Origin of the sequence: Streptomyces sp. NPDC001380, assembly GCF_042895785.1 — a bacterium.
Lineage (GTDB): Bacteria > Actinomycetota > Actinomycetes > Streptomycetales > Streptomycetaceae > Peterkaempfera.
The window spans coordinates 290,617-317,036 of the sequence record NZ_JBIAWP010000001.1; the positions used below are offsets into that span (position 1 = coordinate 290,617).

The 26,420-nt window shown below is 77.4% G+C and carries 28 protein-coding genes and 1 pseudogene; 14 read left to right on the forward strand and 15 right to left on the reverse strand.

Annotated features, from left to right (window positions below):
- Window positions 1-32 precede the first annotated feature (32 nt).
- The 4 genes from ACFY07_RS01290 to ACFY07_RS01305 form a co-directional block, all read right to left on the reverse strand.
- Complete coding sequence (locus ACFY07_RS01290; protein WP_390866822.1) at window positions 33-668, reverse strand: LysE family transporter; 636 nt, start codon at window positions 666-668, stop codon at window positions 33-35.
- 174 nt (window positions 669-842) lie between these two features.
- Window positions 843-1,436, reverse strand: coding sequence for a DUF4291 domain-containing protein (locus ACFY07_RS01295; protein WP_390866823.1), 594 nt, complete (start codon window positions 1,434-1,436; stop codon window positions 843-845).
- Between the two features lie 73 nt (window positions 1,437-1,509).
- The gene (locus tag ACFY07_RS01300) at window positions 1,510-2,601 is read right to left on the reverse strand and encodes an alanine racemase (protein ID WP_390866824.1); all 1,092 of its coding nucleotides are present in this window, start codon (window positions 2,599-2,601) and stop codon (window positions 1,510-1,512) included.
- Window positions 2,602-2,877: 276 nt separating this feature from the next.
- Window positions 2,878-3,870, reverse strand: a complete 993-nt coding sequence (locus ACFY07_RS01305; RefSeq protein ID WP_390866826.1) for an NAD-dependent epimerase/dehydratase family protein — start codon at window positions 3,868-3,870, stop codon at window positions 2,878-2,880.
- 158 nt (window positions 3,871-4,028) lie between these two features.
- Here ACFY07_RS01305 and ACFY07_RS01310 point away from each other — a divergent pair.
- Window positions 4,029-4,214 (forward strand): annotated as a pseudogene (locus ACFY07_RS01310) (histidine phosphatase family protein); the annotation flags it as partial.
- A gap of 35 nt (window positions 4,215-4,249) precedes the next feature.
- On the opposite strand, the gene ACFY07_RS01315 reads toward ACFY07_RS01310, so the two are convergent.
- Window positions 4,250-4,531: a hypothetical protein gene (locus ACFY07_RS01315; RefSeq protein WP_390867068.1), complete on the reverse strand. Its 282-nt coding sequence runs from the start codon at window positions 4,529-4,531 to the stop codon at window positions 4,250-4,252.
- Window positions 4,528-5,763 carry an MFS transporter gene (locus ACFY07_RS01320; protein ID WP_390866827.1) on the reverse strand — a complete coding sequence of 412 codons (1,236 nt, stop codon included), beginning with the start codon at window positions 5,761-5,763 and terminating at the stop codon, window positions 4,528-4,530. The genes ACFY07_RS01315 and ACFY07_RS01320 overlap by 4 nt, the downstream gene beginning before the upstream one ends.
- A gap of 66 nt (window positions 5,764-5,829) precedes the next feature.
- Between ACFY07_RS01320 and ACFY07_RS01325 the strand changes: the two genes are divergently transcribed.
- Window positions 5,830-6,432 (forward strand): winged helix-turn-helix transcriptional regulator, encoded by a 603-nt coding sequence (locus ACFY07_RS01325; RefSeq protein ID WP_390866829.1) that lies wholly within the window; start codon window positions 5,830-5,832, stop codon window positions 6,430-6,432.
- Window positions 6,433-6,603: 171 nt separating this feature from the next.
- Here ACFY07_RS01325 and ACFY07_RS01330 read toward each other — a convergent pair whose 3' ends face one another.
- Window positions 6,604-7,824: a saccharopine dehydrogenase family protein gene (locus ACFY07_RS01330; RefSeq protein WP_390866830.1), complete on the reverse strand. Its 1,221-nt coding sequence runs from the start codon at window positions 7,822-7,824 to the stop codon at window positions 6,604-6,606.
- Window positions 7,825-7,983: 159 nt separating this feature from the next.
- On the opposite strand from ACFY07_RS01330, the gene ACFY07_RS01335 reads away from it, so the two are divergent.
- From ACFY07_RS01335 to ACFY07_RS01355, 5 genes are all read left to right on the forward strand, one after another.
- Complete coding sequence (locus ACFY07_RS01335; RefSeq protein ID WP_390866831.1) at window positions 7,984-8,808, forward strand: TetR/AcrR family transcriptional regulator; 825 nt, start codon at window positions 7,984-7,986, stop codon at window positions 8,806-8,808.
- A gap of 110 nt (window positions 8,809-8,918) precedes the next feature.
- Entirely contained in the window at window positions 8,919-9,296 is a 378-nt protein-coding gene (locus ACFY07_RS01340) for an RNA-binding S4 domain-containing protein (RefSeq protein WP_390866832.1), read from the forward strand.
- Between the two features lie 112 nt (window positions 9,297-9,408).
- Entirely contained in the window at window positions 9,409-9,912 is a 504-nt protein-coding gene (locus ACFY07_RS01345) for a DinB family protein (RefSeq protein WP_390866833.1), read from the forward strand.
- Window positions 9,913-10,014: 102 nt separating this feature from the next.
- Window positions 10,015-10,590 carry a TetR/AcrR family transcriptional regulator gene (locus ACFY07_RS01350; protein WP_390866834.1) on the forward strand — a complete coding sequence of 192 codons (576 nt, stop codon included), beginning with the start codon at window positions 10,015-10,017 and terminating at the stop codon, window positions 10,588-10,590.
- A 118-nt stretch (window positions 10,591-10,708) separates the two neighbouring features.
- Window positions 10,709-11,503, forward strand: a complete 795-nt coding sequence (locus ACFY07_RS01355) for an oxidoreductase (protein WP_390866835.1) — start codon at window positions 10,709-10,711, stop codon at window positions 11,501-11,503.
- 113 nt (window positions 11,504-11,616) lie between these two features.
- Here ACFY07_RS01355 and ACFY07_RS01360 read toward each other — a convergent pair whose 3' ends face one another.
- Window positions 11,617-12,420 carry a thioesterase family protein gene (locus ACFY07_RS01360; RefSeq protein ID WP_390866836.1) on the reverse strand — a complete coding sequence of 268 codons (804 nt, stop codon included), beginning with the start codon at window positions 12,418-12,420 and terminating at the stop codon, window positions 11,617-11,619.
- 339 nt (window positions 12,421-12,759) lie between these two features.
- On the opposite strand from ACFY07_RS01360, the gene ACFY07_RS01365 reads away from it, so the two are divergent.
- On the forward strand, window positions 12,760-14,313 hold the full coding sequence (locus tag ACFY07_RS01365; protein ID WP_390866837.1) for a GAF domain-containing protein: 1,554 nt from the start codon (window positions 12,760-12,762) through the stop codon (window positions 14,311-14,313).
- Window positions 14,314-14,489: 176 nt separating this feature from the next.
- On the opposite strand, the gene ACFY07_RS01370 is transcribed toward ACFY07_RS01365, so the two are convergent.
- Together ACFY07_RS01370 and ACFY07_RS01375 are read right to left on the reverse strand one after the other, a co-directional pair.
- Window positions 14,490-14,681 carry a hypothetical protein gene (locus ACFY07_RS01370; RefSeq protein WP_230647461.1) on the reverse strand — a complete coding sequence of 64 codons (192 nt, stop codon included), beginning with the start codon at window positions 14,679-14,681 and terminating at the stop codon, window positions 14,490-14,492.
- Window positions 14,682-14,934: 253 nt separating this feature from the next.
- Complete coding sequence (locus ACFY07_RS01375; protein ID WP_390866838.1) at window positions 14,935-15,375, reverse strand: hypothetical protein; 441 nt, start codon at window positions 15,373-15,375, stop codon at window positions 14,935-14,937.
- A 577-nt stretch (window positions 15,376-15,952) separates the two neighbouring features.
- On the opposite strand from ACFY07_RS01375, the gene ACFY07_RS01380 reads away from it, so the two are divergent.
- The 6 genes from ACFY07_RS01380 (at window position 15,953) to ACFY07_RS01405 (ending at window position 22,755) form a co-directional block, all read left to right on the forward strand.
- Entirely contained in the window at window positions 15,953-17,074 is a 1,122-nt protein-coding gene (locus ACFY07_RS01380) for a thioester domain-containing protein (protein ID WP_390866839.1), read from the forward strand.
- 882 nt (window positions 17,075-17,956) lie between these two features.
- On the forward strand, window positions 17,957-18,433 hold the full coding sequence (locus ACFY07_RS01385; protein ID WP_390866840.1) for a MarR family transcriptional regulator: 477 nt from the start codon (window positions 17,957-17,959) through the stop codon (window positions 18,431-18,433).
- Between the two features lie 559 nt (window positions 18,434-18,992).
- A complete protein-coding gene (locus tag ACFY07_RS01390; RefSeq protein ID WP_230647469.1) occupies window positions 18,993-19,208 on the forward strand; it encodes a hypothetical protein in 216 nt (71 codons plus the stop codon).
- Between the two features lie 430 nt (window positions 19,209-19,638).
- Window positions 19,639-21,525, forward strand: a complete 1,887-nt coding sequence (locus ACFY07_RS01395) for a hypothetical protein (protein WP_390866841.1) — start codon at window positions 19,639-19,641, stop codon at window positions 21,523-21,525.
- A 23-nt stretch (window positions 21,526-21,548) separates the two neighbouring features.
- Window positions 21,549-22,277, forward strand: coding sequence for a hypothetical protein (locus ACFY07_RS01400; protein WP_390866842.1), 729 nt, complete (start codon window positions 21,549-21,551; stop codon window positions 22,275-22,277).
- Window positions 22,278-22,488: 211 nt separating this feature from the next.
- A complete protein-coding gene (locus ACFY07_RS01405; protein WP_390866843.1) occupies window positions 22,489-22,755 on the forward strand; it encodes a hypothetical protein in 267 nt (88 codons plus the stop codon).
- 102 nt (window positions 22,756-22,857) lie between these two features.
- Here the strand turns inward: ACFY07_RS01405 and ACFY07_RS01410 are convergent, their stop codons facing one another.
- From ACFY07_RS01410 to ACFY07_RS01430, 5 genes are all read right to left on the reverse strand, one after another.
- Window positions 22,858-23,406: a GNAT family N-acetyltransferase gene (locus ACFY07_RS01410; protein ID WP_390866844.1), complete on the reverse strand. Its 549-nt coding sequence runs from the start codon at window positions 23,404-23,406 to the stop codon at window positions 22,858-22,860.
- Window positions 23,407-23,873: 467 nt separating this feature from the next.
- Window positions 23,874-24,758 (reverse strand): M48 family metalloprotease, encoded by an 885-nt coding sequence (locus tag ACFY07_RS01415; RefSeq protein WP_390866845.1) that lies wholly within the window; start codon window positions 24,756-24,758, stop codon window positions 23,874-23,876.
- On the reverse strand, window positions 24,755-25,201 hold the full coding sequence (locus ACFY07_RS01420; protein ID WP_390866846.1) for a hypothetical protein: 447 nt from the start codon (window positions 25,199-25,201) through the stop codon (window positions 24,755-24,757). Before ACFY07_RS01420 ends, ACFY07_RS01415 begins: the two co-directional genes overlap by 4 nt.
- Window positions 25,202-25,387: 186 nt before the next feature.
- Window positions 25,388-25,798, reverse strand: coding sequence for a VOC family protein (locus ACFY07_RS01425; RefSeq protein ID WP_390866847.1), 411 nt, complete (start codon window positions 25,796-25,798; stop codon window positions 25,388-25,390).
- A gap of 10 nt (window positions 25,799-25,808) precedes the next feature.
- On the reverse strand, window positions 25,809-26,300 hold the full coding sequence (locus tag ACFY07_RS01430) for a helix-turn-helix transcriptional regulator (protein WP_390866848.1): 492 nt from the start codon (window positions 26,298-26,300) through the stop codon (window positions 25,809-25,811).
- Between the last annotated feature and the right edge of the window lie 120 nt (window positions 26,301-26,420).

A 26,420-nucleotide genomic window follows, 5' to 3' on the forward strand; every position in this document is an offset into this window, starting at 1 on the left:
GGCCTCGGGACAGGCCCCCGTCTCCGGCCCCCTCAGGAGGACGGGAGCAGCAGGCGGACCGCGAGCACGGTGACGAGGGCGCCGGAGGCCAGGGCGGTGGCGAGCCGGCCGCGGGGGCCGGCCAGAACCCGGCCGAGGAGCGCCCCGCCGCCGGCGAGGAGGAGCTGCCAGCTCGCCGACGCGGCGAAGGCGCCGAGGACGAAGGCCGCCTGCTCCGCGCGGTCCGGGGCGGCGGAGGCGGTCCGGCTGCCCAGCACCAGCGCCGTGAAGTAGACGACGGTGGTGGGGTTCAGCAGCGTGAGGCCGAGGAACCCCGCATAGGCGCGGCCGGGGCCGACGGGCGCCTCGCCGGCCGGGTCCCGGCCGCGGCCCGCGCGGTGGGCGCGGACGGCCGCGACGGTGCCGCGGAGCGCGAGTGCGAGGAGCACCGCCGCCGAGGCCAGGCGCAGCGTGCCTGTTATCGGGGCGAGGAGCCCGGCGAGCGCGGAGCCGCCGGCCGCCGCGAGCAGTGCGTAGAGGCCGTCGGCCGTCGCCACGCCCAGGGCCGCGGCGGCCCCGGTGCGCAGGGAGGTGCGGGCGGACAGCGAGAGCAGGTACGTCGCGACGGCGCCCACCGGGACGGCGATGCCGTACCCGGCGAGGGCCCCCGCGACCAGGGCCGCGGTCACCGCCGCGCGGGGTCGGGCCTCCCCGGGACGGCGGCCTGCTGCTGTCGGCCGGCCACCGGTCGGGCGGCGGCGGTCGGCGGCAGGGGGGCGGTGGTCGCGGTCATGGGCGCATCCTGCGGGCGGCGCGGGTGCCGGGGCAACCGGTTTTCGGCGGGACCGGCCGGCGCGGCCGGGTCAGGGGACGAGGTGCGCCAGGGCGCCGCGCCCGACCGGGTAGGGGCGCTCGGCGGGCAGCAGCCGGGCCGCCTCGTCCGTCCGGCCCGCGCGCACCAGCGCACGGACCTCGTGGGCGAGCGGCGTGACGTCGGTGATGCCGACCGTCCAGGCGTCGGCGTACCGGCGGGCGGCCTCGCCCGTCAGCCCCAGCTGCAGCGAGCGGTGGGGCAGCGGCCGCAGGTGCAGGTCGCGTTCGGGGTCCCACTGGACGCGGGCCGGGGCCTGCGCCAGCGCGCGCCGCCACGCCTCGCGGTCGGGGTGCACGTCCGGGTCGTGGTGGGAGAGGCAGGCGCGCTCCAGGGCCCAGGCGAACCCCTCCCGGGTGATCTCGACGGCGAGGACGGTCTGCTGGCCGTCCTTGGCGCCCCAGCCGGAGCGGTGCATCATCCAGAGGAACGACGGCTTGACCCAGGTCATGCGGTCCCGCTTCCAGGCGGGCGGGAAGCGCCCGTCGCGGGCCGCGGGCAGGCCGATGTCCGGCGCGTACGCCTGGTAGACGGTCACCGTGGACGGGGTGTACTGGGCGCGGATGCGGCGCCTCGGCTCCTCCATGGGGCCATCGTCGCCCGGGGCGGTGCGGCCGTGCCACCGGGTTTCCTTCGGCGGAGGACCTGGTGACAGCCCGTCAGGTGTTGGCCCCGCGCGCGGCGACCCGCCAGCGGTCCACCACCGCGCCGCCGCGGGCGACGAGCAGCTCGTCGGCGAGGTTCACCGGCGTGCAGACGTGGTTGGGGACGACGGCGAGCACCTCGCCGAGCCGCGGGCCGGGCGCGCCCTCCGGCAGGCGGACGACCGCGTGGTGCTCCCAGAGCCCGTCGACCACCGCGCCGGGGAAGCGCGGCAGGTGCCCGTGGCCGGGGGCCCACGGGGAGCGGTCCGAGCCGAGGACCTTGCTCCCGGCGTCCAGGACGAAGCGGTCCGGGGCCGGGACGGCGACCACGGTGGCCGCCGCGGCCAGGGCGACCTCGTCCTCGGCACAGGTGCCGATGGCGAGCTGGGTGGCGTCGTTGAAGACGTACACGCCGGGCCGCAGCTCGCCCACCGGGCCGGGCCGCCAGCGCCCCGCGGTGGGCGTCGAGCCGCCGCTGACCGTGCGGACGTCGAACCCGAGGCCGCGCAGCGCCTCCGCGGCCTCGCCCAGGGCGCGCTCCTCGTCGCGGGCGGCCCGCTCGCGCGCGTCGGCGCCGGGGCCGTACCCGTGGCCGGGGAAGGTGAACACCCCGGCGACGTCCAGGCCCGCGTCCGCCGCCGCCCCGGCGACGGCGCCCGCGTCGGCGGGCCGCACGCCGGTGCGGTGGTTGCCGCTGTCGACCTCGACCAGGACCCGGACGGGGCGGTCCGCGCCGCGGACGGCCGCGCCGAGCCGCCGGGCGCCCTCGGCGGACTCGACGCCGACCCGCAGCGCGACCGTGTCGGCGAGCGCGCGGACCCGGCGGGCCCGGTCCCGGTCGACCCACACCGGGTAGGCGACGAACAGGTCGTCCACGCCCGCCCCGGCGAACACCTCGGCCTCGCCGACCGTCGCCACCGACAGCCCGCCTGCTCCGGACGCCAGTTGGAGGCGGGCGATCTCCGCGCACTTGTGGGTCTTGGCGTGCGGGCGCAGGGCGAAGCCGCCGGACCGCGCGGCCGCGGCCATGCGTGCGACGTTCGCCTCCAGCACGTCGGCGTCGACCACGAGGGCGGGCGTGGCCAGGCCCTCCGGCAGGTGCAGCACCGTCTTCCGCCTCCCGTCCGGGCCCCGTCGGACCGCCTCGGGAGGATCATGGCACGGCCCGCCCGGCCGCCGGGCCCGGCCGTGCCCTGCGGGGGGTGCGCCGGGACGGTGGCCGGCCCGGTGCACCTCTGGGGAGCGGCTGCGTCCGTGGGGGACGGCTGCGTCCGCGCGGGACCGGCAAGGGCCCGTGCGGGACGGAGTGGTCCGGTCACCGGCGCCGGGCCGCCCGCGCGGCGCGCCTCGCGTCCGGCCGCCGGCCCCGGCGGCGGGAGGCGCTCAGCCGCGGGTGCGGGCCCACTTCTCCAGGAGCTCCGACTCCTGTCCGGCGGACAGCCGGCCCGGCAGCTCCGGCGCGAGGTGGACGAGCCCGTGGATCTCCCGCACGGACTGCGCGAGGGGCCGCGGTGCGAAGCCGGCCCGGAGGGCGGCGGCGGGGTCGGCGGTGTTGGCCGCGGTCCCGAACGGGCTGCCCCCGCCCCAGAGCGGCAGCGCGGTGTCGTCCACCCCCTCCGCCTCCAGGAACTCCTCCCCCACCCAGGTCAGCACGGTGCCCGCCGGGGCCACCTCGGCCGCGATCACGCCGAGCATGTCCCCGAAGGTGAACGGGGGCGCGGGGTGGACGGCGTGGAAGGTGCCGCCGGACCGCTCCGCCATGGCGACGGTCCAGGCGGCCAGGTCGCGGGCGTCGACGAGCTGGACCGGGTCCTCGGGCCTGCCCGGCGCCAGCACCTCGCCGCCGCGCGCGATCCGCCGCACCCAGTGCGTGAAGCGGTCGGTGTGGTCGTGCGGCCCGATGACGTACGTCGGCCGGACCACCAGGGTCTCCGGTCCGTACAGCTCACGCGCCGCCTCCTCGCACAGGGCCTTGAGCGGGCCGTAGGTGCCGCTGTCGACCGTCTCCCGGGAGGCACCGGGGGCGAGCGCCCGCAGCGGGGAGTCCTCGGTGAAGCCCGGCGCGGCGGGGGCGTCGTAGACGGCGGTGCTGGAGACGAGCACGTACCGGCCCGCGCGGGCGGCGGGCAGCGCCGCCGCCAGGGCGCGCACCTGGGCCGGGCGGTAGGCGGTGACGTCGACGGTGGCGTCCCAGGAGCGGCCGGCCAGGACCGACAGGTCGCCGTCGCGGTCCGCGAGCAGGTGCTCGGCCTCGGGGAACAGGCCGGGGCCGGTACGGCCGCGGTGCAGCAGGGTCACGTCGTGGCCTGCGGCCAGGGCGGCCTCGGTGAGGGCCCGTCCGACGAAGCGGGTGCCGCCGATGATCAGTGTGCGCATGGCCGCCATCCTGCCGGACCGGCGGCGGTCCGCCGCCGGAGGGGCGTGCGGCGCCCGGGGACCCGGGCCGGGGCGGCGGCGTCCCCCCGGAGCGGCGGGCGCGGTCGCGGACCACGCCCGCGGACCACGCACGCGGACATCGACGGGAGCCCTCACGGATGACGGGAACAGCCGCCCGGCACCTCTGCCCGACCCGGCACGGCGAGGCGGCGCCCGACGGCTCCCTGACCGCCGCGGGCCGCCGCCGGGCCGTGCTGCTCGGGGAACGGCTCCGGCACGCCTCACCGACCGCCGTCCACCACGGGCCGCTCCCCTGCGCCGAGCGGACCGCGCGGCTGGTCGCCGGGCGGCTCGGCGGCGGCGGGTGGGGGCGGGGGCGTCACGGGCGGGGCGGGACGGGTACGGGTCGGGCGGCTCCGGAAGCGCCGTCGGCGGACGCGGCGGACCAGGGGGAGGCGGCGGAGGCGGTGGACCCGGCGGGCGGGGCGGAGGCGGTGGACGCGGCCGGCCCGGCCGGTGCGGGGGTGCGCGGGCTCATCCGCAGGGCGAGGAGCACGGCGGCGAGGGAGACGGCCGCCACGGTCCACCAGGCGTGGACGAAGGCGGCGTGCACCGCCGCGTACCCGCGCGGGCCGCCGACGAGGGCCACCAGGACGCTCACGCCGAGGACGGCCCCCCCTGGCGGCTCATGTTCACGACGGCGCTGCCGGTGGCCGCCCGGTCCGCGGGCAGCGCGGCCGTCGCGGAGGACAGGATGGTCGGCAGGGCGAGGCCGACCCCCGCACCGGTCAGGAGCCAGCCGGGGAGCGCGTCGGCGGCGTAGTGAGGACGGGCCCCGAGGCTGAGGAGGAGGACGACGGTGCCGGCGGCGAAGAGGGCCGATCCGGCCGCGGCGATCCGGCCGGCCGGGATCCGGTGGGCCACGCGCTGGGCGAGTGCGGCGAGCAGGGGCACCATGAGCGGACCGGGGGCGACGGCCAGCCCGGTGCGCAGCGCGGAGTAGTGCCACACCTGCTGCATCCAGAGGATGGTGGCGAGCAGGCCGGCCGCGAACGCGGCGGTGAAGGCGAGCGCGGTGGCATTGGACCAGGCGAAGGCCGGCACCCGCAGCAGGTCGGTCTCGATCACCGGTACCGGATGGCGCAGGCAGCGGCGGCGGAACACCGCCAGACCGGCGGCGGCCGCCGCCCAGCAGGCCAGGACGGCGGGGCTGCCCCAGCCCCAGTCGGGGGCCTTGACCAGTCCGAGGGAGAGCGCGCCCACGGCGGCCAGGAGGAGGCCGGCGCCGGCGAGGTCGGGCAGCGGGGCGACCCGGTCGTGCCGGGTGCCGGGGACGGTGAGGGCCGCGGCGGCGAGGGCGGCGAGGCCGATCGGCACGTTGACGAGGAAGACCCAGCGCCAGGACGCCTCGACCAGCAGGCCGCCGGCGACCGGTCCCGCGGCGGCGGCGAGGCCGCCGGCGGCCGCCCAGATGCGGACCGCGCGGCTGCGGCGCTCGACCGGGACCGCGACGAGCAGCAGGCCCAGGCTGGTCGGGGTGAGCGCCGCGGCGCCCACGGCCTGCACCCCGCGGAAGGCGACCAGGGTCCACAGTCCGCCCGCGGCGGCGCAGGCCGCGCTGCCGAGGGTGAACAGCGCGAGCCCGGCGAGGAACCCGGCCTTCTGGCCGAAGCGGTCGGCGAGGCGGCCGAGGGGCACCAGCAGGGCCGCGTAGAGGATCGCGTAGGCGTTGAGGACCCAGCTGAGGTCGGAGAGGGACCCGCTGCCGAACTCGCGGCCGATGTCGTCGAAGGCCACGTTGACGATGAACAGGTCGAGGCCGGCCATGAAGGCGGCCGTGGAGAGCACCGGGAGGATCCAGCGGGTGAGCCCTGCCTGGCTATGGATTCTCATAGCCAGAAGGCTAGATGCTGGCCATGCCTGCCACAAGCCAGAAAGGGCCGGAGATACCGTGGGGCCATGGAGACCGATGCCATGCGCCTGAAGGGCGCCCTCGCCGACCGGGACGCGTGGACCGCGGACCGCTGCTCCCTCGACCGGGCCGTCCAGGCGGTCGGCAGCCGCTCCGCCCTCCTGCTGATGCGTGAGGCCTTCTACGGCACGCGCCGGTTCGACGACTTCGCCCGGCGCGTCGGCATCACCGAGGCCGTGACCGCGTCCCGCCTGCGGGAGCTGGTCGCCGCGGGCCTCCTCGAACGGCACCCGTACCGGGAGCCGGGGCGGCGCACCCGCCAGGAGTACGTCCTGACCGAGCGGGGCCGGGACCTCCTCCCGGTGGCGCTGGCCTTCATGCGGTGGGGCGACCGCCACCTCTCGGGGCCCGAGGGGCCCCCGGTCCGCCTCACCCATCACGGCTGCGGGGCGCCCGTGCAGGTCCACGTGTGCTGCGACGCGGGGCACGAGGTGGCCGTGGACGAGGTGTCCGCCGCCCCGGGCCGGCGCGACCGCCCCGAGGGCGGGGACGACGGGGACGGCCGGGGCGGCGGTGCGGGCGGGGACGCCGGCACGGGCGGGAAGGGCGGCGCGGGCGGGGACGGCGGCGGGGAGCGGCCGGCCCGGTGACGCGGGGCGGGCCCGGACCGGGGGCGCACCCCGGCGGAGGAGCCGCCAGGCCCACCGGGCGGGGGCAGGCCCACCGGGCGGGGGCCGGCGGGCCGGGCGCCGGAGACCGCCGGACCGCCGCCCCGCGCGGGTGGTCCGCCCGCCGGGGTGCGGCGGGCGGACGGGGGCGGCCTACTGCTCGCGCATGCCCCACGGGGAGCCGTAGGCGGTGAGCAGGTCCAGGAAGGGCCGGGCCGGGAAGGACTCGGGGCCGAGCACGCCGGCGCCGCTCCACGCGCCGGTCGCCAGCAGCTCCAAGGCGACGACGGGGTTGACGGCGGTCTGCCACACCACGGCCTGGCAGCCGTACTCCTTCATCGACCACTGGTTGTCGACCACGTGGTAGAGGTAGACCTCGCGCGGCCGGCCGTCGCGGGTGCCCTTCACCCAGGTCCCGGCGCAGGTCTTCCCGTGCATGCGCTCGCCGAGCGCCGCCGGGTCGGGCAGGCAGGCGGCGACCACGTCGCGCGGGGAGACGCGGACCGGGCCGTCCGGGCCGGGGACGGTGACGGGCTCGGTGCGGTCCAGGCCGAGGCGGTGGAGGACCTTGAGGGTGGCGATGAAGTCCTCGCCGAGCCCGTACTTGAAGGTGACCCGCCGCGCGTCGACCGCGCGGGGCACGAGCAGCACCTCCTCGTGCTCGACGTTGACGCACTCGACCGGGCCGATGCCCTCGGGGAAGTCGAAGACCTCCGGCTCGCTGAAGGGCTCGGTGGTGAAGAAGCCCCGGCCGGCCTCGTAGACCACGGGCGGGTTGAGGCACTCCTCGATGGTGGTCCAGATGCTGAAGGACGGGGCGAAGTCGTGGCCCTCGACGGTGAGGTCCGCCCCGTCGCGGACGCCGACCTCCTCGATCTCGTCGAAGAGCTCGTCCGCGGCGTGGCGGGCGAAGACGTCGGACAGGCCGGGCTCCACGCCCATGCCGACCAGGGCGAGCCGGCCGGCCGCCTCCCACTCGGCGGCCCGCGCGAACTGGTCGTCGCCGAGCTTGACGCCGCACTCCTCGTACGGGCGCTCGGGGTGCGGGTGCGAGAGCGACATCGCCATGTCGAGGTAGTGCGCCCCGGTCCCCAGGGCGGCGTCGAAGAGCGGCATGACGAACCGGGGATCGGCGGCGTTCAGCAGCACGTCGCAGCGGTGCTCCGCGAGGAGGGCGGCGACCGCCGCCCGGTCCGAGGCGTCGACGGCCGCGGCGGTGAACCGCCTCCCCTCGTCGCCGAGGGCGGCGACGGCGGCCTCGGCGCGGGCGGGGTCGCGGTCGGCGACGACCATGTGGCCGAGGAAGGGGCGGCGGGCCGCGATCCGGGTGATCGCGGTCCCGACGCCCCCGGCTCCGACGAGCAGTACACGCATGGGGCATCTCCGTTCCGGGGTCTTCCGACGAGGCGCGGCGGCCTCCGACGGAGAGGGAACGCCACACCGTCCTCGAACGTCAATGGCGTTGGCATAAGGTGGGCGCGGGCCCGCCGCGGGTGCGGGCCGGTCCGGGGACCGGGAGCGGAGGGGGCGACCGTGGCCAAGCAGGTGGTGCCGGAGTCGGACCGGCGGCGGCGCCGCCCGACGAAGCAGGGCGGGGTGCTCTCGCACGCGCTCATCGTGGAGACGGCCCTGCGGATGCTGCGCGAGCACGGCAGCGGCGGCCTGACCGTGCGGCGGCTGGGCACGGCGCTGGGCGCCGACCCGAGCACGCTGTACCGGTACTTCCGCGGCATCGACGAGCTGACCCTGGCGATCGGCGACGAGCTGGTGGGGCGGGCGCTGCGGGGCTGGGAGCCCTCGGGCGCCTGGCGCGCCGACCTGCGGGAGCTGGGGCTGCGCATCCACTCCGCCTACCTGGCCCACCCGCAGGCGGCGGTGCTGACGGCGAGCCGCGTCACCGGCCGGAGCCACGAGGTCGCCGCGGACGAGGCGGTCCTCGGGCTGCTGCGCACGGCGGGCTTCCCGGACGCCTCCGCCGTGCGGATCTACCAGGCGTTCATCGACCAGAGCCTCGCCTTCGCGGCCCTGGACGCGGCGTCGCTGGCACTGCCCGACGCCGCGCGGCGGGCCGACGAGGAGGTGTGGCGGGCGACGTACGCGCGGCTGCCCGCCGAGTCCCACCCGCACATCGCCGCCACCGCCCACCTGCTGGTCGAGCGGATGAACCGCAGCGCCTACCCGGCGGCGCTGGAGATGCTGCTGGACAGCGCCGAGGCGCAGCTCGCGGCGGTCCCCGGGCGCGCCCCCGGGGCGGGTGGCCGCACGCCGGGGCGGTCCGCACCCCGGCGCGGCGGCGGGACCGCGCCGCGGGCCGGCCCGCGCGGCGGCCGGCCGGGCCGGCTCGGCGGGGACGGGTGAGCAGGGGTCCGGCGTCGCGGCCGCGGTGCGGGTCCCCCGGGAGGTGGGGGGAGGCGGAGGGGCCGCCCGGGGGCCGCCGCCCGCCGCGGCGATTGGCTAGGGTCGAGGGCATGGCTACGGACGAGGGGCCCGTGCGGGTCGACAGCTGGATCTGGTCCGTGCGGCTGGTCAAGACGCGCGCGCTGGCCGCCGCGGCGTGCCGGGCCGGGCACGTCCAGGTCAACGGCGACCGGGTGAAGCCGGCCCACGCGGTGCGGCCGGGGGACGTCGTGCGGCTGCGCCAGGAGGGCCGGGAGCGGGTCGTGGTGGTCTCGCGGCTGGTGCGCAAGCGGGTGGGGGCGCCGGTCGCCGCCGAGTGCTACGTCGACAACAGCCCGCCGCCGCCCGCCCGCGAGGAGACCGCGGCGGCCGGCGTCCGCGACCGCGGCGCGGGGCGGCCCACCAAGCGCGAGCGGCGCGACCTGGAGCGCCTGCGGGGCGGCCGCTGAGGCCGCGGCGCAGGGCGCGCCGGACGCGGAGGGCGGAGCCGCAGGGCGGGCCGCACGGGGGGCCGGGGAGAGGGCTGCGGGCCGGGTCGGATCCGGCTGCCAGGGTCCGCGCATGACGAAGGGGAGGCCGCTGACCGGCGGCGAGAAGGAGATCCTGCACCGGGCGCTCGACCGGCACCGCGACGCGGTGCTGTGGACGATCGAGGGCCTGGACGACGAGCGGCTGCGGCGGCCGATGACCCCGTCGGGGACGAACCTGCTGGGCCTGGTCAAGCACCTGGCGGGCGCCGAGCTCGGCTGGTTCTGCGAGGCCTTCGGCCGGGAGACCGGGCCGCTGCCCTTCGACCTGGACGCCGACGAGGAGTCCGACCTGCGCGTGGAGCCGCACGAGTCGACGGCGGACGTCGTGGCGTTCTACGCCCGCGCCCGGGCCGCGGCGGACCGGACGATCGCGGAGCTGGACCTCGACGCCGTCGGCACGGCCTGGTTCGGCGACGCGGTGTCGCTGCGCTTCGTCCTCGTCCACATGGCGACGGAGACCGCGCGGCACGCGGGCCACATGGACGTCCTGCGCGAGCTGGCGGACGGCGCGACCGGCGACCACCCCCGGGGCTGAGGCCGGCGCCGGGGTCCGGCCGCGGCGGCGGGCCCGCGGGCAGGGGACGTCCCGCCCCGGGTTATATTTGCTTGTTCATTCCAGAACGGCTACGGTGAGGCCATGGCACGCACCCGGGAGTTCGACACCGACCAGGCGGTCGAGCGCGCGATGGACCTGTTCTGGCGCCGCGGCTACGCGGCGACCTCGATGCAGGACCTGATCGCGGAGCTGGGCATCGGCAGCGGCAGCCTGTACGCGGCGTTCGGCTCCAAGGAGAAGCTGTACGCGCTGGCGCTGGAGCGCTACTGCTCCCGCAACGCCGGCGCGCTCATCGCCCACCTGGAGTCGGCCGAGGAGGTCCGCCCCGCCCTGCGGGCGGCGCTCACCGCCATGGCCGAGGCCGACCTGTGCGACCCCGAACGCGGCTGCCTGATGGTCAACGCCGCCACCGAACGGGCCTCCGACCCGGCCACCGCCGACCGCGTCGCCGCCACCATGCGCCTGGTGGAGTCCACCCTCGCCGGCGCCCTGGAGCGCGCCCGCGCCCGCGGCGAGCTCGCCCCGGACAAGGACCCCGTCGCCCTCGCCCGCTTCCTCACCACCTTCATCCAGGGCATGCGCGTCATGGGCAAGGCCCGCGCCGACCGCGCCTTCTTCGACGGCGCCGTCGAGGCCGCCCTGACCACCCTGGACTGAGACGGCCCGCGGGTCCGGGACCCAACCGGACCGGCCCGGGACCCGTGCGCCCCGGTGGCCGTTCGGACCGACTGCGCCTATCCTTATTGTGTATCAATCAATCCAGAAAGAAGCGGCCATGGACCTGCACCTCAAGGGCAAGACCGTCGTCGTCACGGGCGCCAGCCGCGGCATCGGCCTCGCCGTCGCCCGCGCCTTCGCCGCCGAGGGCGCCCACGTGGTCGCCGGCGCCCGCAGCCCCGGCCCCGGTCTGGAGGAGCTCGCCGCCTCCCACGGGCTGGTCCCGGTGGCGGGCGACCTGGCCACCGCCGAGGGCGTGGAGCGGCTCGTCGCCACCGCCGTCGAGCGCTTCGGCGGCGTCGACGTCCTCGTCAACAACATGGGCGTCCTCCATCCCCGCCTGGGCGGCTTCCTCTCGGTCACCGACGAGGACTGGCTGACCACCCTCAACGCCAACCTGATGAGCGCGGTGCGCGCCTGCCGCGCCGCGCTGCCCTCCCTGCTGGCCTCGCGCGGCGCGATCGTCACCGTCAGCTCGGTCAACGCCTTCCTGCCCGACCCGGGGATCATCGACTACACCGCGTCCAAGGCCGCCCTGACCAACTTCTCCAAGGCCCTGTCCAAGGAGGTCGGACCGCGGGGCGTCCGCGTCAACACCGTCGCCCCCGGCCCGGTCTCCACCGACATGTGGGTGGGCGAGGGCGGCCTCGCCCAGCAGGTCGCGGCCGCCACGGGCGTGGACCCCGACACCGCGCGGGAGCAGATCATCGAGGGCGCGGGCGGCTTCGCGACCGGCCGCTTCACCCGCCCCGACGAGGTCGCCGACCTCGTCCTCATGCTCGCCAGCGACCGCACCGCCAACATCACCGGCACCGACGTCACCATCGACGGCGGCCTCGTCAAGACCCTCTGAGAGCCTCTCCGCGAGGCGCTCCGACCCCGCCGGACCGCCGGGCGGCCCGGCCGCGCCCGGCGGTCCGGCGCCATTGGACCGCGGTCCGCCCGGCGCCCCGGGCGGGCCGCGGTTCAGCGACGCGTGACGAACAGGCTCTGCACGCTGCGCCCGATCGGTCCCCGCTCGTCGTGGAGCGCGGCCTCGGCCATGCCGAGCCCGGCGTCGTCGACGCCCGTGCGCGCGTCGAGGCAGACCCACTCGCCGACCGGGTGGCGGTGCAGGTGGACCGTCAGGTCGGGGTTGACGAAGACGTGGGAGGCGAAGTCAAGCACGTTGCTGACGCCGTTGCCGGAGTCCGCCGCCACCAGCACCCGCTCCAGCGGGGAGGTCTTCTCCCCCGCGACCAGGGGCACCCTCATCCGCATCCAGCAGGTCGCGGGCCCGCGGCCGAGGAAGGAGCCCGCGGCGAACCGGCACTCCACGGCCGTGTGGTAGCCGGTCTCCCACGGGACCGGGTAGAAGGGCTCCGGCTCGGCCTCCCCGGGCCCGGGGAGGGCGGGGCCGGGCGCCACCGCCGGATGGGCCCCCGGCTCGGTGCGGATGCGCAGGGCCGTCGCCCGCATCACCTCCGCCTCCCCGTCGGGACGCAGGGACGCCTCCACCAGTTCGGTGCCGCGGCCCTGGCGCAGCAGCCGGGTCTCCACCGTGAGGGGGCGGATCGACACCGGGCGCAGGATGTCGAAGGTGACGCGCGCCAGCCGCATGTCCTCCCGGGCGCCGGGGCGGTCCTGGACGGCGCGGCCGAGGAGCGCCGCGGGCGGTCCCGCGTGCTGGGTGTGCGGACTCCAGGGGCCCCGGGTGAGGAGGGTGGGCCGGAAGCGGTCCTCGGCCACCCGCTCGAAGAACGCCTCGGCGTCGCTGTCCGGTTCGCTCACGGTTCGGCTCCTCCACGGGTCCGGCGGGGCGCCCGCCGGCCGTCGGCCGCCGGACGGCACGGGAGACGCTACCCGCCGGTAGCCGTTCTGTCACCGCCCGGCCGGAGCGGGGCCGCGGCAGGCCGCGAACCGATCCGGTCGGAGAGCGACACCGCGAGGTCGATACTCATCGGCAAGAGCCAGAAAATGCGCACTGGAAAGGCTTTTCGTAATCTTTTCCAGGCAGGGCCGCCGTCTTTCACGGATAACGGATAAGAACCTCCGTCCCGCCCTAGAATCTGCGCGCAGGACGTGTGTGCACGGGGCGAGTGGATACGCGATGAGAAGGCAGTCGCACAGATGACCGCAGGAATCCCGGTCCGCTCCGCGGGCGCAGCAGCCCTCGACGGACTGCATCAGCTGCTGCTCCGGGCCGACGGGCCGCATGACGTCCTCGAGGCGCTGCTGGCCGTGTCCGGCCCCCTCGGGCGGGTCGGCTGGTCCCTGATGCTCCTCGACGAACCGGGCGGACGACGGCTCCTGCCGGACGCGGCCGCGGGCCTGCCCCCGGAGTGGTCCCCGGAGCCCGGACCGCTGCCGGAGTCCCGGTGGCCGGCCTTCCGTGCCGCGGCGGAGGGAGCCGCGCTGTTCGGGTCCGGGCTGCGGAGGCCCTTCCCGCTGCCGGCCGCCTCCGGCTCAGCGGCCTGGGCGGCGCTCCCGGCGGGTGGCGGGGTGCTGGTCTGCCTGCGCCCCGGCCCCCACCGCTGGAACGGCCGCGAGCAGCGCTTCCTGGCCCGGGCGGCCGCCCTGGTGGGCACGTGCGGACGGCGGGCCGCCCGCACGCGGCCCCACGGGCCCGGCCGGAGCCGGGGGCCGGTCGCGGCCCCGGGCTCCGCACCGGTCCCCCGGTCCTGGCCGGTGCCCCGGTCGTGGCGGGCGCCCGAGGGGTGGGACCCGCTGCGGCTGCGCGCCGTGGAGTGCGGGGAGTTCACCCTCGACCTCGCCACAGGGACCGTCCGCTGCGACGACGGCTTCGCCCGCCTGCACGGGCTGGACGGGCTGGACCGGCGGTCCCGTGTCCCCCTGGGGCTGCTGCTGCGGCTGCTGCCGCCCGGGGAGGAGCGGCGGATGGCCCTGGCGCTCGACCGGGTACGGGGGAGGCCGGGCAGCTGGGAGCTGGTCTACCGCGTCCGGCGGGAGGGCGGTTTCGGCCAGCTGCGGGCGGAGGCCTCCTGCGTCGCCGGGGCCGACGGCTCCCCCGGGGTGGTGCGCGGCCGCGTCACGGACGTGACCGCCGAGTTCGAGGCGGCCGGGCGGCAGGCGGCCCGGCTGCGGCAGCAGCTGCGGCGTCAGGAGCACATCCTCGCCCTGGCCGCCGAGGCGGCCTCGGCCGCGGGCACGGAGGAGCTGGCCGCGGCGGCGTGCCGGTCGCTCCAACTGCTGGGTGCGGACGCGATCGTCCTGGCCGAGGACGACGGCGGCAGCCTTCAGGTGATCACCTCGGTCGGCCACACCGCCGAGGACATGGCGGCCACCGCGGGCCTGCCGCTGGAGTCGCGCCTCCCGCTGTGCGACGCGCTGCGCCTGCGGCTCCCCGTCTTCGTCCCGTCCCCGCAGGACCTGGCGGAGCGGTACCCGCACCTCACGGCGGTCCTCCCGGGGCTCCGGCGCCGGTCGTGGGCCGCGCTTCCGCTGCCGGTGCCGGCGGCCAGCCGGGCGGCCGCCTGCCTGCTCTCGTTCGAGCGGCCGCACGCCTTCGGCCCGCAGGACGAACCGCTGCTGGTCGCCACGGCCGAGCTGCTGGGGATCGCCCTGGACCGCTGCCGGGCCTACGACACGGCACGGGCGCGCGCGGTGGACCTGCTCGGCCTCTTCCCACCGGACCCCGGCCCGGGCCGCTCCCCCGCCCCGTGAGCGGGGCGCCGGCGGCCCGCACTCCCGGATGCACCGCCCGGCCTCCACGCCCGGCACCGGCATCGGCATCGGGCCCGGATGTCCGGATGGCCGGCGGGTGCGCGGCGGGTGCAGGGCGCATGCACGGCGGGTGCGCGGCGGGTGCGCGGCGGGTGCGCGGCGGGGCCGGAACCGGCTCAGTGGTCGGGCACGTCCCGCAGCGCCCGGCCGAGCTGGCGGAGGAGCCGCGTGTCGGCGTACAGGGAGAGGCAGCGCAGGAGGTCCCTGATGTGCGGGTCGTCGCCCGCGCTCACGGCCGCGACGAGGGCGGCGACGCCGGGGTCGGCCTCTTCGGGCGCCCTCGGGCAAAGTGATTCAGTGTTCAACATGATTTCGGCAGAATAACGTCCGCCCCCGCGCGCGGCCTGTGCCGTGGCGCCCCGAAACCAGGGACCATCGGCCCTGGCTTTCCGGCGGACGTGCTCCGCCGGAAAGCCCCGGCCGGCGCCGCGGCGCGGTGTTGTCGGCACCGGCCGGACGGTTCGGACCGGCTCCCGCCGCACAACGGCGGCGGGGCGGGGCCCGGAGGACGACCTCCGGGCCCCGCACACCGGTCACTCAGGGTCCGGGCCGGTCATCCGTTCAGAGGATGACGACCCCGCGGCCGTACCCGCGGCCGTACCCGTAGTCGTCGCAGTCACGGTGGTGACGGCGGTGGCCCCAGCGGTCGCAGTCGCGGTGGTGGCGGTGGTGGCGGCGGCCCCAGCGGTCGCAGTCGCGGTCCCGGTCCCAGCGGCGGCCCCAGCGGTCGCAGTCGCGGTCCCGGCCCCAGCCGCGGTCGCAGCGGTCGTCGCAGTCGCGGCCCCAGCGGTCGCCGTAGCCGTGGCCGTAGTCGCCACGGCCGTAGCCGTGGTCGCCGCCGCGGCCGTAGTCTCCGCCCCGGCCGTAGTCGCCGCCGTGGCCGTAGCCACCGGCGACGACGGAGGCCGGCGCAGCGGCCGACGCGGTGCCCGCGAGCCCGCCGATGGAGGCGGCAGCCGCCAGTGACGCGACTGCAGCAGCCTTGGCAATACGTGCGTACATCTCTGTTTCACCTCGGGTCGGTGTGTACCTCCCCTCGCCCGGCTCGATCGTACGGTCCGCGGGGCCGCCGGGCGGCCGAGCCGCAGCGCCGCAGTTGTCGCCCCGTGAGCCGAACGGACCATCACGGAACAGCCGCCGCAGGCACGTCGGCGCAGGTGGTGCACTTCCGGCGCCGGGCCGGCCGAAGCACTCGTCCAGGTGAAGGCACCGGGGGTGTCGCACCGCGCCGGTCCCGCCCCGGCGGTCCGGGCGGCACCCGGGGCGGGCGTGCGACGCCCCCCGGGAGGTCTCCGGGAGCGGCTCCGGACGCCCCGCGGCGGGCGTCCGGAGCCTCCTCCGCCCCCTCCGCCGGAGGCGGGCGGCTCTGGTACGTTCGCTGCAGCGCACCGACGGGCCGCCCTCAGCGGCGGCCGCAAGGCCCGGGACCGCGCGGCGCACCTCCGCCGCGACCGCCCCGCACCCCGTCGGGCGGCGCGCCACCGCGGCGCTCTCCTGACCTCTCCCAGGAGGCGTCCTGTCCTCGGCGCGGCCGCGGTCCCCCGGGGCCGTCCTGCCGCCGTTCATTCCCAGGAGAGTCATGCCACGCCTTCGCCGTCCCCACGCCGTGCTCGCGGCTGCCGCCGTGCCGGCCGCCGTCCTGTCGGCGCTGCTCCCGTCGGCGCCCGCCGCCGCGGCGCCGGAGCCGGCCTCCCGTCCCGCCGCCGACGCCCGCCTCGAGGAGCCCATGGCCGACGCGGGCCTCGTGACCGTCGAGGGCCACGAGGTCCCCGCCGGACTGCTGCTGCTCAGGACCCCCGGCGGGGAGGAGCTGCGCGCGTACTGCGTGGACGTGGACCACGACGCACAGCCGGGCACCCGCTACCGGGAGACGGCCTGGGGCGACCCGAGGGCCTCGGCCGTCCGCAACCTTGACCGCGTCGGGTGGGTCCTGCGCCACTCCTACCCATTTCTGACGCTTCGTCAGACAGCTCGTGAGGCGGGAGTCCCCGAGGCGTCGCTGACCGCGGACGACGCGGCCGCCGGCACGCAGGCCGCCCTGTGGCACTTCTCCGACGGGCTCGACGCGCCGCCCGTCGACGCGGACGCCCGCGGCCTGGCCGCCTGGCTCGTCCGCAACGCCGGGCGCGGGGCGGAGCCCGCCGCGGGCCTCTCGCTCCTGCCGCCGCGCGGGGCGGGCCGGGCCGGCGGGACGCTGGGCCCCTTCCGCGTCCGGGGCGCGTCGGACGGACTGGAGACCGGGCTGGACCCGGCCGCACGCCGGGCCGGCGTGGTGCCCGTCGACCGCCGCGGCGCCCCGCTCCCCGCCCGGGTACGGCCCGGAACCGGCCTCTACCTGCGGATCCCCGAGGGTGCGGGGGCGGGCAGCGCCGAGTTCACGGTCTCCGCCCGGCAGTCCCTGCCGGTGGGCCGCATCCTCACCAGCGAGCCCTGGGGCGCACGGGAGCACAGCCAGACCATGGTCCTGGCGGCGTCCGAGCCGACCGTGGTCCGCGCCTCGGCCCGCGCCCGCTGGACCGCAGCCCCCGCCGCCCGCGCCGCCCGGTCGGCGAGGCACCGCGCGGCTCCGGGGCGGGGCCCCGGCCTCGCCGCGACGGGCGGCCCGTCGCTGCCGGTCTCGGCCGGGTACGCGGCGGCCGGCGCCGTCCTGCTGCTCGCCGGCCTCGCGCTGCGGCGGCGCTCGGTGACGCGCCGTCGGTGACACGCCGCCGGTGACGGGGCGCCCGCGCTGACGTGCGCAACCCTGAGGCCCCGCCGGGCGGCGGGCCGCAGCGGCGGCGGTGCGGGCGGCGGGCCGGTGCGGGCGGGGCAACCTCGTCCGCACCGGCCGGAAATGCGCCGCAGGGCCGGTCCCATGGAGGGCCGGGCCACCTCGACGGTGGCCCGGCCCTTCCGTGTGTCCGGCCCTCCCGTGTGTCCGGCCCTCCCGTGTGTCCGGCCCTCCCGTGTGTCCGGGCCGCCCCTCCCGACGGGCCTGCCGGGCGGAACGTCCGCAGCAGGCCCGCAGAGCTCCCGTACCGGACGGCGGCGGGGAGCGGCGGGGAGCGGCGGAGCCGGACGTCACGGCGGCCCGGTCCGGGGCCGTGTCCCGCCACCGCCTCCGGGCGTTCCGCAGGAGGGCGGCGGCAGTCAAGGGAAACCATTTCCCCCGGGAATTCCCCGCCGGCGCCGCAGGCAAGGGGCCGAAGGTCCCTGATATCCGGACCCTGCGGCCCTCGCATCCACCACTCGGCGGAATTTTCTTGCTTCCGTCCGCAAGTTTTCCTGCACGCGTCTGCAAGTCCTACGCTTTCCGGGGGGTTCCGGTTCGGTGATCCGCTTCTGCTCGATCTTCCGGGAAGCAGCAAGTTCTCCCTCACCCGGCCGGCGGAATGATCCCGTTCCGGACGCCATGGACGCCGCGGTTCCCATTGCCCGTTGCCCCGAAGAGGACTTCCGGGCGCCTTCGGTGCGGTTAAGGTCTCTGCTTGCCCGGACTCCGACGGGAGGTCTCATGCAGACACACACAGCCCCTCCTCCGCACCGCCGCCAGGCGGGGCGCCACCGCCGGGCCGGACCGGACGACGGTCCGGCCCCTCCCGGCATGCTCGACCGGATCACCCCCCGCCCGGCCGGTACCGGCGGGGGGCGGCCCGACCCGGGGCCCGGGCGCGCCGTGGAGGTCACACCGGCCGGCGTGCTCGGCCTGATCCCCCGGCTGGGACTCACCCCCTCGGCCGTCGCCGTGCTGGGGATCATGTCGGACCTCCAGGCGCCGGGGGGCCGCGTCCACCGCACGCAGTACGAGATGGCCCGGGAGCTCGGCGTCCCGGAGTCGGCGGTCAGCCGGGGCATGAAAGTGCTGGTGGACCGCCATCTGGTGATCCGGGGCGGCGACGGCCGCGGCAACAGCTACCGGCTGCACCCGTTCGTCGCCAAGTACGCCTCGCAGGAGGAGATGGAGAGCGCCCTGCGGGCCGCGGCGGGCGAGGTCCGGGCAGGACGCCTGCCCGACATCTCGGCGCCGCCCCACCGGCGCAGGCAGGCGCGGCCGGGCGGCACGGACCTGGTGGCGGTCTGAGCAGGCCCGAGGCGGGATGTGCACGTGCGGAGGGGCCCCCGGCGGTCGGCCGGGGGCCCCTCCGCACGTGCGCGCCCGGGGCCCCGCGGCACAGCACCGGCATTCCTTGTCCGGTGCATTTCATTACTTGGCGAGGAGAACCGGACCGTCCCGGACCGGACGGGCAGAACGGGCGGAACGGGCAGGACCGGCCGGCCGCGCGACCCCTCCGCGACGCCGCGCCCGATTTCCGGTCCACCCCGTCCGCCACGGGCGACAGAACCCGCAATGACAGGGCGGGAAGCACCCGAATAGCGCAGCGGAGAACCTTGCGGATTTCCGGGGGACCCCTTCGGCACGCCGCACAACGGGGCTGTGAATGAAAATCCTACTTTGTTGGGTACCGGACATCCCGACGCCCCTGTTACAAAGCGGTGACACAGATTCCCCGGTTTTCGCTTGCACCGGATGTTTGCGAGGCAATAACGTCCAATGTCATCGGACGGAGCGTCCGACGAGGAAGGACAGCCGGCCCCGGCCGGCGGTCCCCTCCCCTTCCGCAACACGCAAGGAGACCACCATGATCGACGCCAACGAGCTGGAGAACGAGGCCGGCGAGCTGCTCCCCGGGCGCGAGGCCCTGGGCCGGTTCAGCCTCAACCTCACCAAGCTGACGAGTATCACCAAGCACGTGGCCAACGTCCACGCCGACAACAGCTCGTACGCGGTGAACAACTACTCGGACGACGCCGTCGCCCAGGCCAACTCCGGCCAGTGGATCAGCGTCCACCAGTGACGCACTGATCCGGCGCGCAGGGCCGTCCCAGGTCCGGGCGCACCAGGAGAGGCACCTCCCCGAACCGCCCCGCCAGGCCCGGATCTCTCGGGGTCCGCCGCCCGACAGCGGCGGACGCGCCGGGCCCGGTACACCGGGCGGATCCCGGAGGTGAGCGTGCCCCCCGGTCCAGCGGGACGGATCCGCAGGGCCGTCCGGCAACCAGTCGGACGGTGACCACGGAGCGCCTGTCGGACAGCACAACCTCGCGGCGTTCTCGGCGGCGCGGCACTCGCCGCCGAGAACGCCGCCCGGTCCAACGAACAAGGGATGACGAGGTAGCGTGGCCGGCCACCACTCCAGACACGCGGCGGACGCGGGACGCGGCACCGCCGACGGGCCCCCGCCGGCACCGGCCTGGCACCAGCCCGGCCCCCCGGCTCCGATCGCGGTGCTCCCGGATGCGGCCCCCCCGCCGCCCCCGGACCCCGCACCGGCGGCACACCCCGGACCACCGGCGGACGACACCGCCGTCCGCACCCGGGTCCCGCTCCTCGCGCCCGGCACCGAGCTCCACGGCCAGTACGAGGGCTCGGGCTTCACCGAGGCCCGCTACCTGGCGAACCGGGGCGACGGGCAGCCGGTCATGCTCAGCAGGCTGCTGTACCTGGTCGCCTCCGCCCTGGACGGCGTCCGCGACTACGAGCGCGTCTCCCACCACGTCAGCGGCCGCTACGGCCGTGAGGTGAGCACCTCGAACATCGCTTTCCTCGTCGAGCGCAAGCTCGTCCCGCTCGGTGTCGCCTACCTGCCCGAGCACGGGGAGGCGCCGCCGCCGGTCCCCAAGACCGACCTGCTCCTGGCCCTCAAGGGCCACAAGGTGCTCCTCCCCCCGCGGGCGGTGCTCGCGGTCGCCGACGCCCTGTCCTGGCTCCACCGGCCGGCCGCCGTCACCGCCGCCCTGCTGAGCGTCGCCGTGCTCGACGCCTGGCTCTTCCTCGTCCACGGCGCGATGACCCCGGTGCTCCACACCATGGAGCAGCCGGTCCTCCTGCTCGCGGTCTTCGCGCTGACCGTCGGCTCGCTGCTCTTCCACGAGTTCGGCCACGCCTCCGCCTGCCGCTACGGGGGCGCCAGACCGGGCTGCATCGGCTGCGGCGTCTACCTGATCTGGCCGGCCCTGTACACGGACGTCACCGACATCTACCGGCGCGGCCGAGGCGCGCGGCTGCGCACCGACACCGGCGGCATCTACTTCAACGCCGTCTTCGTGCTGGGCCTGTTCGCCGGCTACTTCGCCACCGGCCAGGAGTTCCTGCTGGCCGCGGTCTACCTCGTCCACTTCGAGGCGCTGGAGCAGCTCATGCCCGCCGTCCGGCTCGACGGCTACTACATCCTGGGCGACCTCGCCGGCATCCCCGACCTGTTCGGCAAGGTGCGGCCCATCCTCTCCAGCATGGTCCCCGGCCGCCCGCTGCCGCGTGAGGTCCGCGAGCTCAAGAAGTCCGCGCGGGTGATCGTGACCGCCTGGGTCGTGACGATGGTCCCCCTCATCGTCGCCGAGCTCTCCTACGCCCTGTGGAACCTGCCGCGCCTGGTCTCCACCGCCGTCCGCTCGCTCACCGAGCAGGTCCGGGGCACCGCCGAGGCCCTGCGGGAGGGCGCCCTCGCCCAGGCCGCACTGGGCACGGTGGGCAGCCTGCTCCTCGTCCTGCCGATGGGCGGCGTCGTCTACCTCACGTTCCGCATCGGCGGCCGGCTGTACCGGGCCGGCGTCCAGGCCACGGCCGGGCGGCCCGCCGCGCGCCTCGCCGTCGTGGGCTGCGTCGCCGCCGTCGCCGCCGCCCTGGCCGGCGCGTGGACGTACGGCATGACCCCGAAGACGCTGCCGCCCAAACCGCCCCTCGCACCCGCCCTGCAGCCGAACGTGCCCCGCCCCCAGGTCCACGCCACGGCCCCCGCCCGCCACCGGCACCGCCACCACGGCCCGGCCGCCTCCCCGACGGCCGTCCCCGGCCGCCCCTCGGGCTCCCCCTCCGCGCGTGTGCCGCTGCCCGTCCCCTCCTCCCCCTCCCCCCGCGCGTCGACCGGCTCCCCCCGGCCCTCCGCCGACGCCTCCTCCGCGGTCCCCTCCGCCCGCACCTCGCCGTCGTCGACCCCCTCCTTCCCCGGCGGGTCGGCGACCCCGAGTCCCAGCGCCTCCCCGAGCGAGCCCGTACCGACGACCTCTCCACGCCCCACACCCCCGAGCGGCACCCCGTCCCCGCCCACCCCCGGACCCTCGCCGACCGGACTCCCGACGGCGACGGCGACGGCACCGACGGCGGCCGGCGGCTGACCGCCCCACCCCTAAGGATTCCCATGCAGCACACACGACACGGGCAGAAGCGCCCCCGCACACTCCTCAACCTGGGCGTCTACGCCACCGCGGGACTGGCCGCCATCGCCGTCGGCGTGCCCGCGATGGCCTCCACGGACGCGCCGTCCCCGGCCGGCCGCATCGGGACCGAGGTCCACGTCGACACGGACCTGGCCATCAGCACCGCGAGCCCGCTGCGCACCCGCGACATCGCCACCAACCTGACGATCCGCGAGTACGGCGACACCGTGGGCGCCGGAGCCATCAACAAGGCCCTGGCCTCCTCCCGGGCGTGCGTGGAGGACGAGCACTGCGCCTCCCTCGCCGTCTCCTTCCAGATCATCACCATGGGCGGCAGCCACCTGCACCTCCTGGCCCGCAACGTCAGCCGCGCCACCAACAGCCACTGCGACGGCTGCCAGTCCGCGGCGGGCGCCTACCAGTTCATCGTCGACACCCCCGACGTCTTCCGCATGGGGGCCGGCACCCGGCGTGAACTGGCCCGCATCCAGGACGCGCTGCGCCTCCTGGAGGACAGCGGCGCGAGCCCGGCCACCCTCCACCGCCGGGCCGACCAGCTGGCCGCCCGCGTGGTGGCGATCCTCCAGGACGCCGTGGCGCACGTTCCGCAGCACCGGGCCCGCACCCGCCCCGGCTACGCGCCGGCCCCGCACAAGCCGTTGGTGACCCTGCACCGCCTCACCGACGGCTGGCGGCCCGCCGGCCGCTGACCCGCGGCCCCACCCCGGCGGACGGCCCGTCAGGAGACCGTCCGCCCCACGACCCCCGGCCCGGCGCAGCACCCATCCCACCCTCGCCCCCTGCGCCGGGCCGGGCCTTCCCCTGCTCCGCCGCCCGCCGCGGCGGCCTCCGGAACCGCGTCGCCGCGGGGAGGCCCGGCCGGCGGGCGCGCGGCCCGGGGAGGACGACAAGGAGAGCCCCATGCCGGCTCCTGGAGACGCACCGCGGGACGGCCGGTCGGCGCCGCCGGACCGTGCCCCCCGCGCGGCGGGCGCTCCCGGCGCCGCGGACGCCGGAGGGAGCGGGGACGCCGCAGCGGACCGTCCCGGCGCACCGGCCGCCGCCCTGCTGCCGGGCGGCGCGGCGGACCTCCCCCGGCTGCTGCAGTGGATCACCCTGCACGCGGACACCGCGATGCTGCTGCGGCTGCGCGAGGCGCTGCGCCGGATCGACGCCGAGTCCGATTGAGCGGCCCGGCGGTCCGTCGGCCCGACATCCGGGCTGCCGGGCCGTCGGGTTGCCGGGCCGCCGGGCCGTCGGGCCGCCGGGCCGTCGGGCCGCTCGGCCCGGTCAGCGGCCCGCCGGGGGTCCGGCCTGGCCGTCGGCGAGCCGCTTGTAGAAGAAGCTGCAGTCCCGCAGGACCCCGGCCGGGTCCGCCGCGTAGGCGGGGACCACCCCGTACCGCGTCCAGCCCGCGGCGAGGTAGAGGTGCTCCGCGGGACTGCCGGTCTCGGTGTCGAGCAGCAGCAGGCCGGCCCCGGCCCGGGCGGCGGCCCGCTCGGCGGTGGCGAGGAGGGCGCGGCCGAGGCCCAGGCCTCGGGCGTCGCTGCGGACCATGAGCTTGACGACCTCGGCCCGGTGGCGGCCGTTGGGCTTCTCCTCCAGCGCGAGGCCGACGGTGCCCAGGACGCCGCCGGTCCCCCGGGCGGCCCAGACGGCGAGGCTGCCGTCGGCGACCGCGTCCAGGCGGGTGCGCCACCAGGCCGCCGCGGCGTCGGGGCCGAAGGGGGCGAGGAACCCGAGGGAGGAGCCGGACGCCACGGCATCGGCCAGGAGGACGGCGAGGTCGGGGACGCTGCTGCGGAACCCGTCGGCGGACAGGCGGTCGATGGCGTGCACGGTCGGGCTCCTCCGGCGGCGCGACGGGACGGCAGGGGGCGCACGGGACGGCAGGGGCCGCGCGGCCGTCCCGGCGGGAGCGATTCTGCCGGTCCTCCGGAGGGCGGCTGCGCCCGGGCCTGTTATCGGGATATTTCCGATCCGTGGATCCGGACAGCCGGTGCACGCCGCGCACGGCCGTGCCCGCATGGCGGGGCTGAGCACCCCCGCCGGCCTGCTGTGCTCCTCCAGGCCGGCAGCCCGGGACGGGTGGCCGGCCGGTGCGGACCAGGACGGGTCCGGTCCGCGCCCGGCCCCCGGCACCGGGCTCGGCAGTCCCGGGGGCGGCTCCGAGGGGGTCGGACGGCTGCGGCTGCCGGCGGACGCGGACGCGTCCCCGCCGGCCCCCGCCGGGCGCACCCCTCCGGGCGTACGGGCCCGGCCGGTCCCGGCTCAGGCCGGTGGCGGGGGGCCGGGGGGCGGTGCGGTCACCACCGGCCGGAGGAGAACACCGCTCGGGCCGCCCGGGCGCGCAGGGGTGCCAGCTCGGCCTCGACGGCGGCCGTCTCCGCCGCGTCGGCGGTGAGGGCGGCCTCCCGGGGCCCGCGGGCCTCGCAGAGCCGGATCCTCAGGTGGGTGGGCGGGTGGGTGCTGTCCACGGACCCCATCCGCAGGGCGGAGACGCGGATTCGGCGGGTGCGCTCGGTGCCGGGGACGGAGGCGATGTACTCCCGCAGCTCGTCCCAGAGCCCGGAGTCGTCCGCTGCGCCCGGCAGCGTCCGGGAGGCGGCGCCCGTGCGGCGCACCGCCGCCTGACGCCGGAAGAGGGCCTCGACGCTGTCGTGGAGCACCAGCGCCTCCAGCATCGACCGGGTCGCCGTCGACGAGCCGACCCGTGCGGCCAGGTCGTCCGCCAGGTACTCGGCGTGCTGGCCGGTGCGCAGGGTCAGCCGGTCGAGCAGGCGGAGCAGCAGCCCGGCGAGGGTGTGCGGGACCAGCATCAGCAGGCCCGCGATCCCCTCCCCGAGCTGGAGGAGCGCGTCGGACCGGCCCGCCGGCGTGCGCACGGGACGGGTGGTCTCGTACCAGTGGCCGAGGGTCACCACGGCCGAGTGAAGCCAGAGGCCGCGGCGTGCGTCGCCGTTGACGGCGTGGCCGAACTCGTGGCCGAGCAGCGCGATGCGCTCCTGCGGGGTGAGCACCTCCCAGAGGGCCAGGCCGATCGTGAGGACGCCGCGGCGGCGCAGCCCGACCCTGCCGTAGGAGGCGTTGAACTCCGGGGTGACGCGCACCAGGTGGACCGGGGGCTCCTGCAGTGCGGCGGCGACCCGGTCCGCGAGGGCGTGGAGCCGTGGCGCCTCCGCACGGCTCAAGGACCACTCGTCCCGGCGGAGTCGGCCCAGGCGGGGGCGGAGCATGAAGGCGAGGAAGAGCCCGGCCGCACCGAACGCGCGGGCGACGGTGTTCCCGGTGACCAGCAGCCACAGGGAGCCCCGGCCAGGACGGCGGTCACCAGGTGCACCGCTCCGGCGAGGGCCGAGGCGGAGAGCAGCGCCCGGTCGCGGCCGGGACGCCGGTCCGGCTCGGCGGACACGTCCGCGTACAGGCGCTCGACCGCCAGGTGTCCGGCCCGGCGCCGTGCCTCCTCCCGGCGGGCGGAGCGACCGGCCGGGACGTCCTGCGCGGCGGCGGATCCCCCGGGGTCGACGTCCCAGTCGCACGAGGGGCACCAGGCGACGAAGCGGGTGTCCGTCGGGAGCGGGGCGCCGCAGGACGGGCAGGACAGGTCGGCCCGGGCGGGGGGCGGCGTGATCATGGCGGAGATCATGCCCTGGCGGGCGGCGGGAGTCGAGGGCGTTTCCGCCGCGGCGCGGACCGCCCCGGCCGGACCGTCCGCGGGAGGTGGCGGACGGTCGGGCGGGCGCGCACGGCGGCGCACCCGCTCCCGCCGGACCGCGCGGGGCGGCGGGCGTGGGCGGGCGCGCGGGGGGTGCCGGGCGGGTCAGCGGGAGGAGAGCACCTGGGAGAAGCGCAGGTGGTTGCCCGAGGGGTCGCGGAAGGCGCAGTCCCGGACGCCGTAGGGCTGGTCCACCGGCTCCTGGATCACCTCGGCGCCCGCGGCCCGGATCTTCCCGAAGGTGGCGTCGAGGTCGTCGGTGGTGAAGATGACCCCGCTGAGCGAGCCCTTGGCCAGCAGCTCCCGGAGGGTCTGCTCGTCGCCGGGACGGCCCATGCCGGGCACCTCGAGGACGATCTCGACACCGGGCTGGGAGGCGGGGCCGACGGTGAGCCAGCGGAACCCCTGGAAGTCGACGTCGGCACGGACCTCGAGGCCGAGGACGTCGCGGTAGAAGGCGAGGGCCTCGTCCTGGTCGTGCACCTGGAGGAACGTGTGGGAGAGCTTGAGATCCATGGGGGGAACGCTACGCGGGGGGCAGGGCGGATGCTTCTCGAATCCTGCTCGGGACGCCCGTCCTGCCCGTCCTGCCCGTCCTGCCCGCACCGCCAGGCCCGCCCGCCCCACCCGTCCTGCTCGGCCGCGTGGCGGCCCGGGCCCAGCAGGCGGGCACGGCCGCGGCGGCGCCGTGGTCGCGGGCACGGTACGCGCTCGGCGACTCTCCGACGATCTCGGTGAACCGCGAGCTGAAGGAGCCCAGCGAGGTGCAGCCGACGGCCATGCAGACCTCGGTCACCGTCATGTCGCCGCGGCGCAGCAGGGCCATGGCCCGCTCGATCCGACGGGTCATCAGGTAGGTGTAGGGGGTCTCGCCGTAGGCGGCGCGGAACTGCCGGGAGAAGTGGGAGGGCGACATGAGCGCGGCGCGGGCGAGGGCGGGGACGTCGAGCGGCCGCGCGTACTCGCGGTCGATGAGGTCCCGGGCCCGGCGCAGGTGGGCGAGGTCGTCGAGGGTCACGTGCCGAGCGTCCCACGGGGCACCGACAGCGGCCGGGGACGGCGGGCCAGCCGGGCGGGCGCCCCGCCGGGCAGGGGGCGGACGGCCCGGCGGGAGTGCGGGCAGGGGCGGGGCCCGGCG

Bases quoted from the DNA above. Each gene is read 5' to 3' on its own strand.
- ACFY07_RS01390 (WP_230647469.1), top strand. From the start codon at position 18,993: ATGATCGACGCCAACGAGCTGGAGAACGAGGCCGGCGAGCTGCTCCCC.
- ACFY07_RS01305 (WP_390866826.1), bottom strand. From the start codon at position 3,870: ATGCGCACACTGATCATCGGCGGCACCCGCTTCGTCGGACGGGCCCTC.
- ACFY07_RS01325 (WP_390866829.1), top strand. From the start codon at position 5,830: ATGGAGACCGATGCCATGCGCCTGAAGGGCGCCCTCGCCGACCGGGAC.
- ACFY07_RS01400 (WP_390866842.1), top strand. From the start codon at position 21,549: ATGCAGCACACACGACACGGGCAGAAGCGCCCCCGCACACTCCTCAAC.
- ACFY07_RS01350 (WP_390866834.1), top strand. From the start codon at position 10,015: ATGGCACGCACCCGGGAGTTCGACACCGACCAGGCGGTCGAGCGCGCG.
- ACFY07_RS01370 (WP_230647461.1), bottom strand. From the start codon at position 14,681: ATGTTGAACACTGAATCACTTTGCCCGAGGGCGCCCGAAGAGGCCGAC.
- ACFY07_RS01295 (WP_390866823.1), bottom strand. From the start codon at position 1,436: ATGGAGGAGCCGAGGCGCCGCATCCGCGCCCAGTACACCCCGTCCACG.
- ACFY07_RS01355 (WP_390866835.1), top strand. From the start codon at position 10,709: ATGGACCTGCACCTCAAGGGCAAGACCGTCGTCGTCACGGGCGCCAGC.
- ACFY07_RS01365 (WP_390866837.1), top strand. From the start codon at position 12,760: ATGACCGCAGGAATCCCGGTCCGCTCCGCGGGCGCAGCAGCCCTCGAC.
- ACFY07_RS01320 (WP_390866827.1), bottom strand. From the start codon at position 5,763: ATGAGAATCCATAGCCAGGCAGGGCTCACCCGCTGGATCCTCCCGGTG.
- ACFY07_RS01420 (WP_390866846.1), bottom strand. From the start codon at position 25,201: ATGATCACGCCGCCCCCCGCCCGGGCCGACCTGTCCTGCCCGTCCTGC.
- ACFY07_RS01405 (WP_390866843.1), top strand. From the start codon at position 22,489: ATGCCGGCTCCTGGAGACGCACCGCGGGACGGCCGGTCGGCGCCGCCG.
- ACFY07_RS01380 (WP_390866839.1), top strand. From the start codon at position 15,953: ATGCCACGCCTTCGCCGTCCCCACGCCGTGCTCGCGGCTGCCGCCGTG.
- ACFY07_RS01340 (WP_390866832.1), top strand. From the start codon at position 8,919: ATGGCTACGGACGAGGGGCCCGTGCGGGTCGACAGCTGGATCTGGTCC.
- ACFY07_RS01345 (WP_390866833.1), top strand. From the start codon at position 9,409: ATGACGAAGGGGAGGCCGCTGACCGGCGGCGAGAAGGAGATCCTGCAC.
- ACFY07_RS01330 (WP_390866830.1), bottom strand. From the start codon at position 7,824: ATGCGTGTACTGCTCGTCGGAGCCGGGGGCGTCGGGACCGCGATCACC.
- ACFY07_RS01425 (WP_390866847.1), bottom strand. From the start codon at position 25,798: ATGGATCTCAAGCTCTCCCACACGTTCCTCCAGGTGCACGACCAGGAC.
- ACFY07_RS01375 (WP_390866838.1), bottom strand. From the start codon at position 15,375: ATGTACGCACGTATTGCCAAGGCTGCTGCAGTCGCGTCACTGGCGGCT.
- ACFY07_RS01385 (WP_390866840.1), top strand. From the start codon at position 17,957: ATGCTCGACCGGATCACCCCCCGCCCGGCCGGTACCGGCGGGGGGCGG.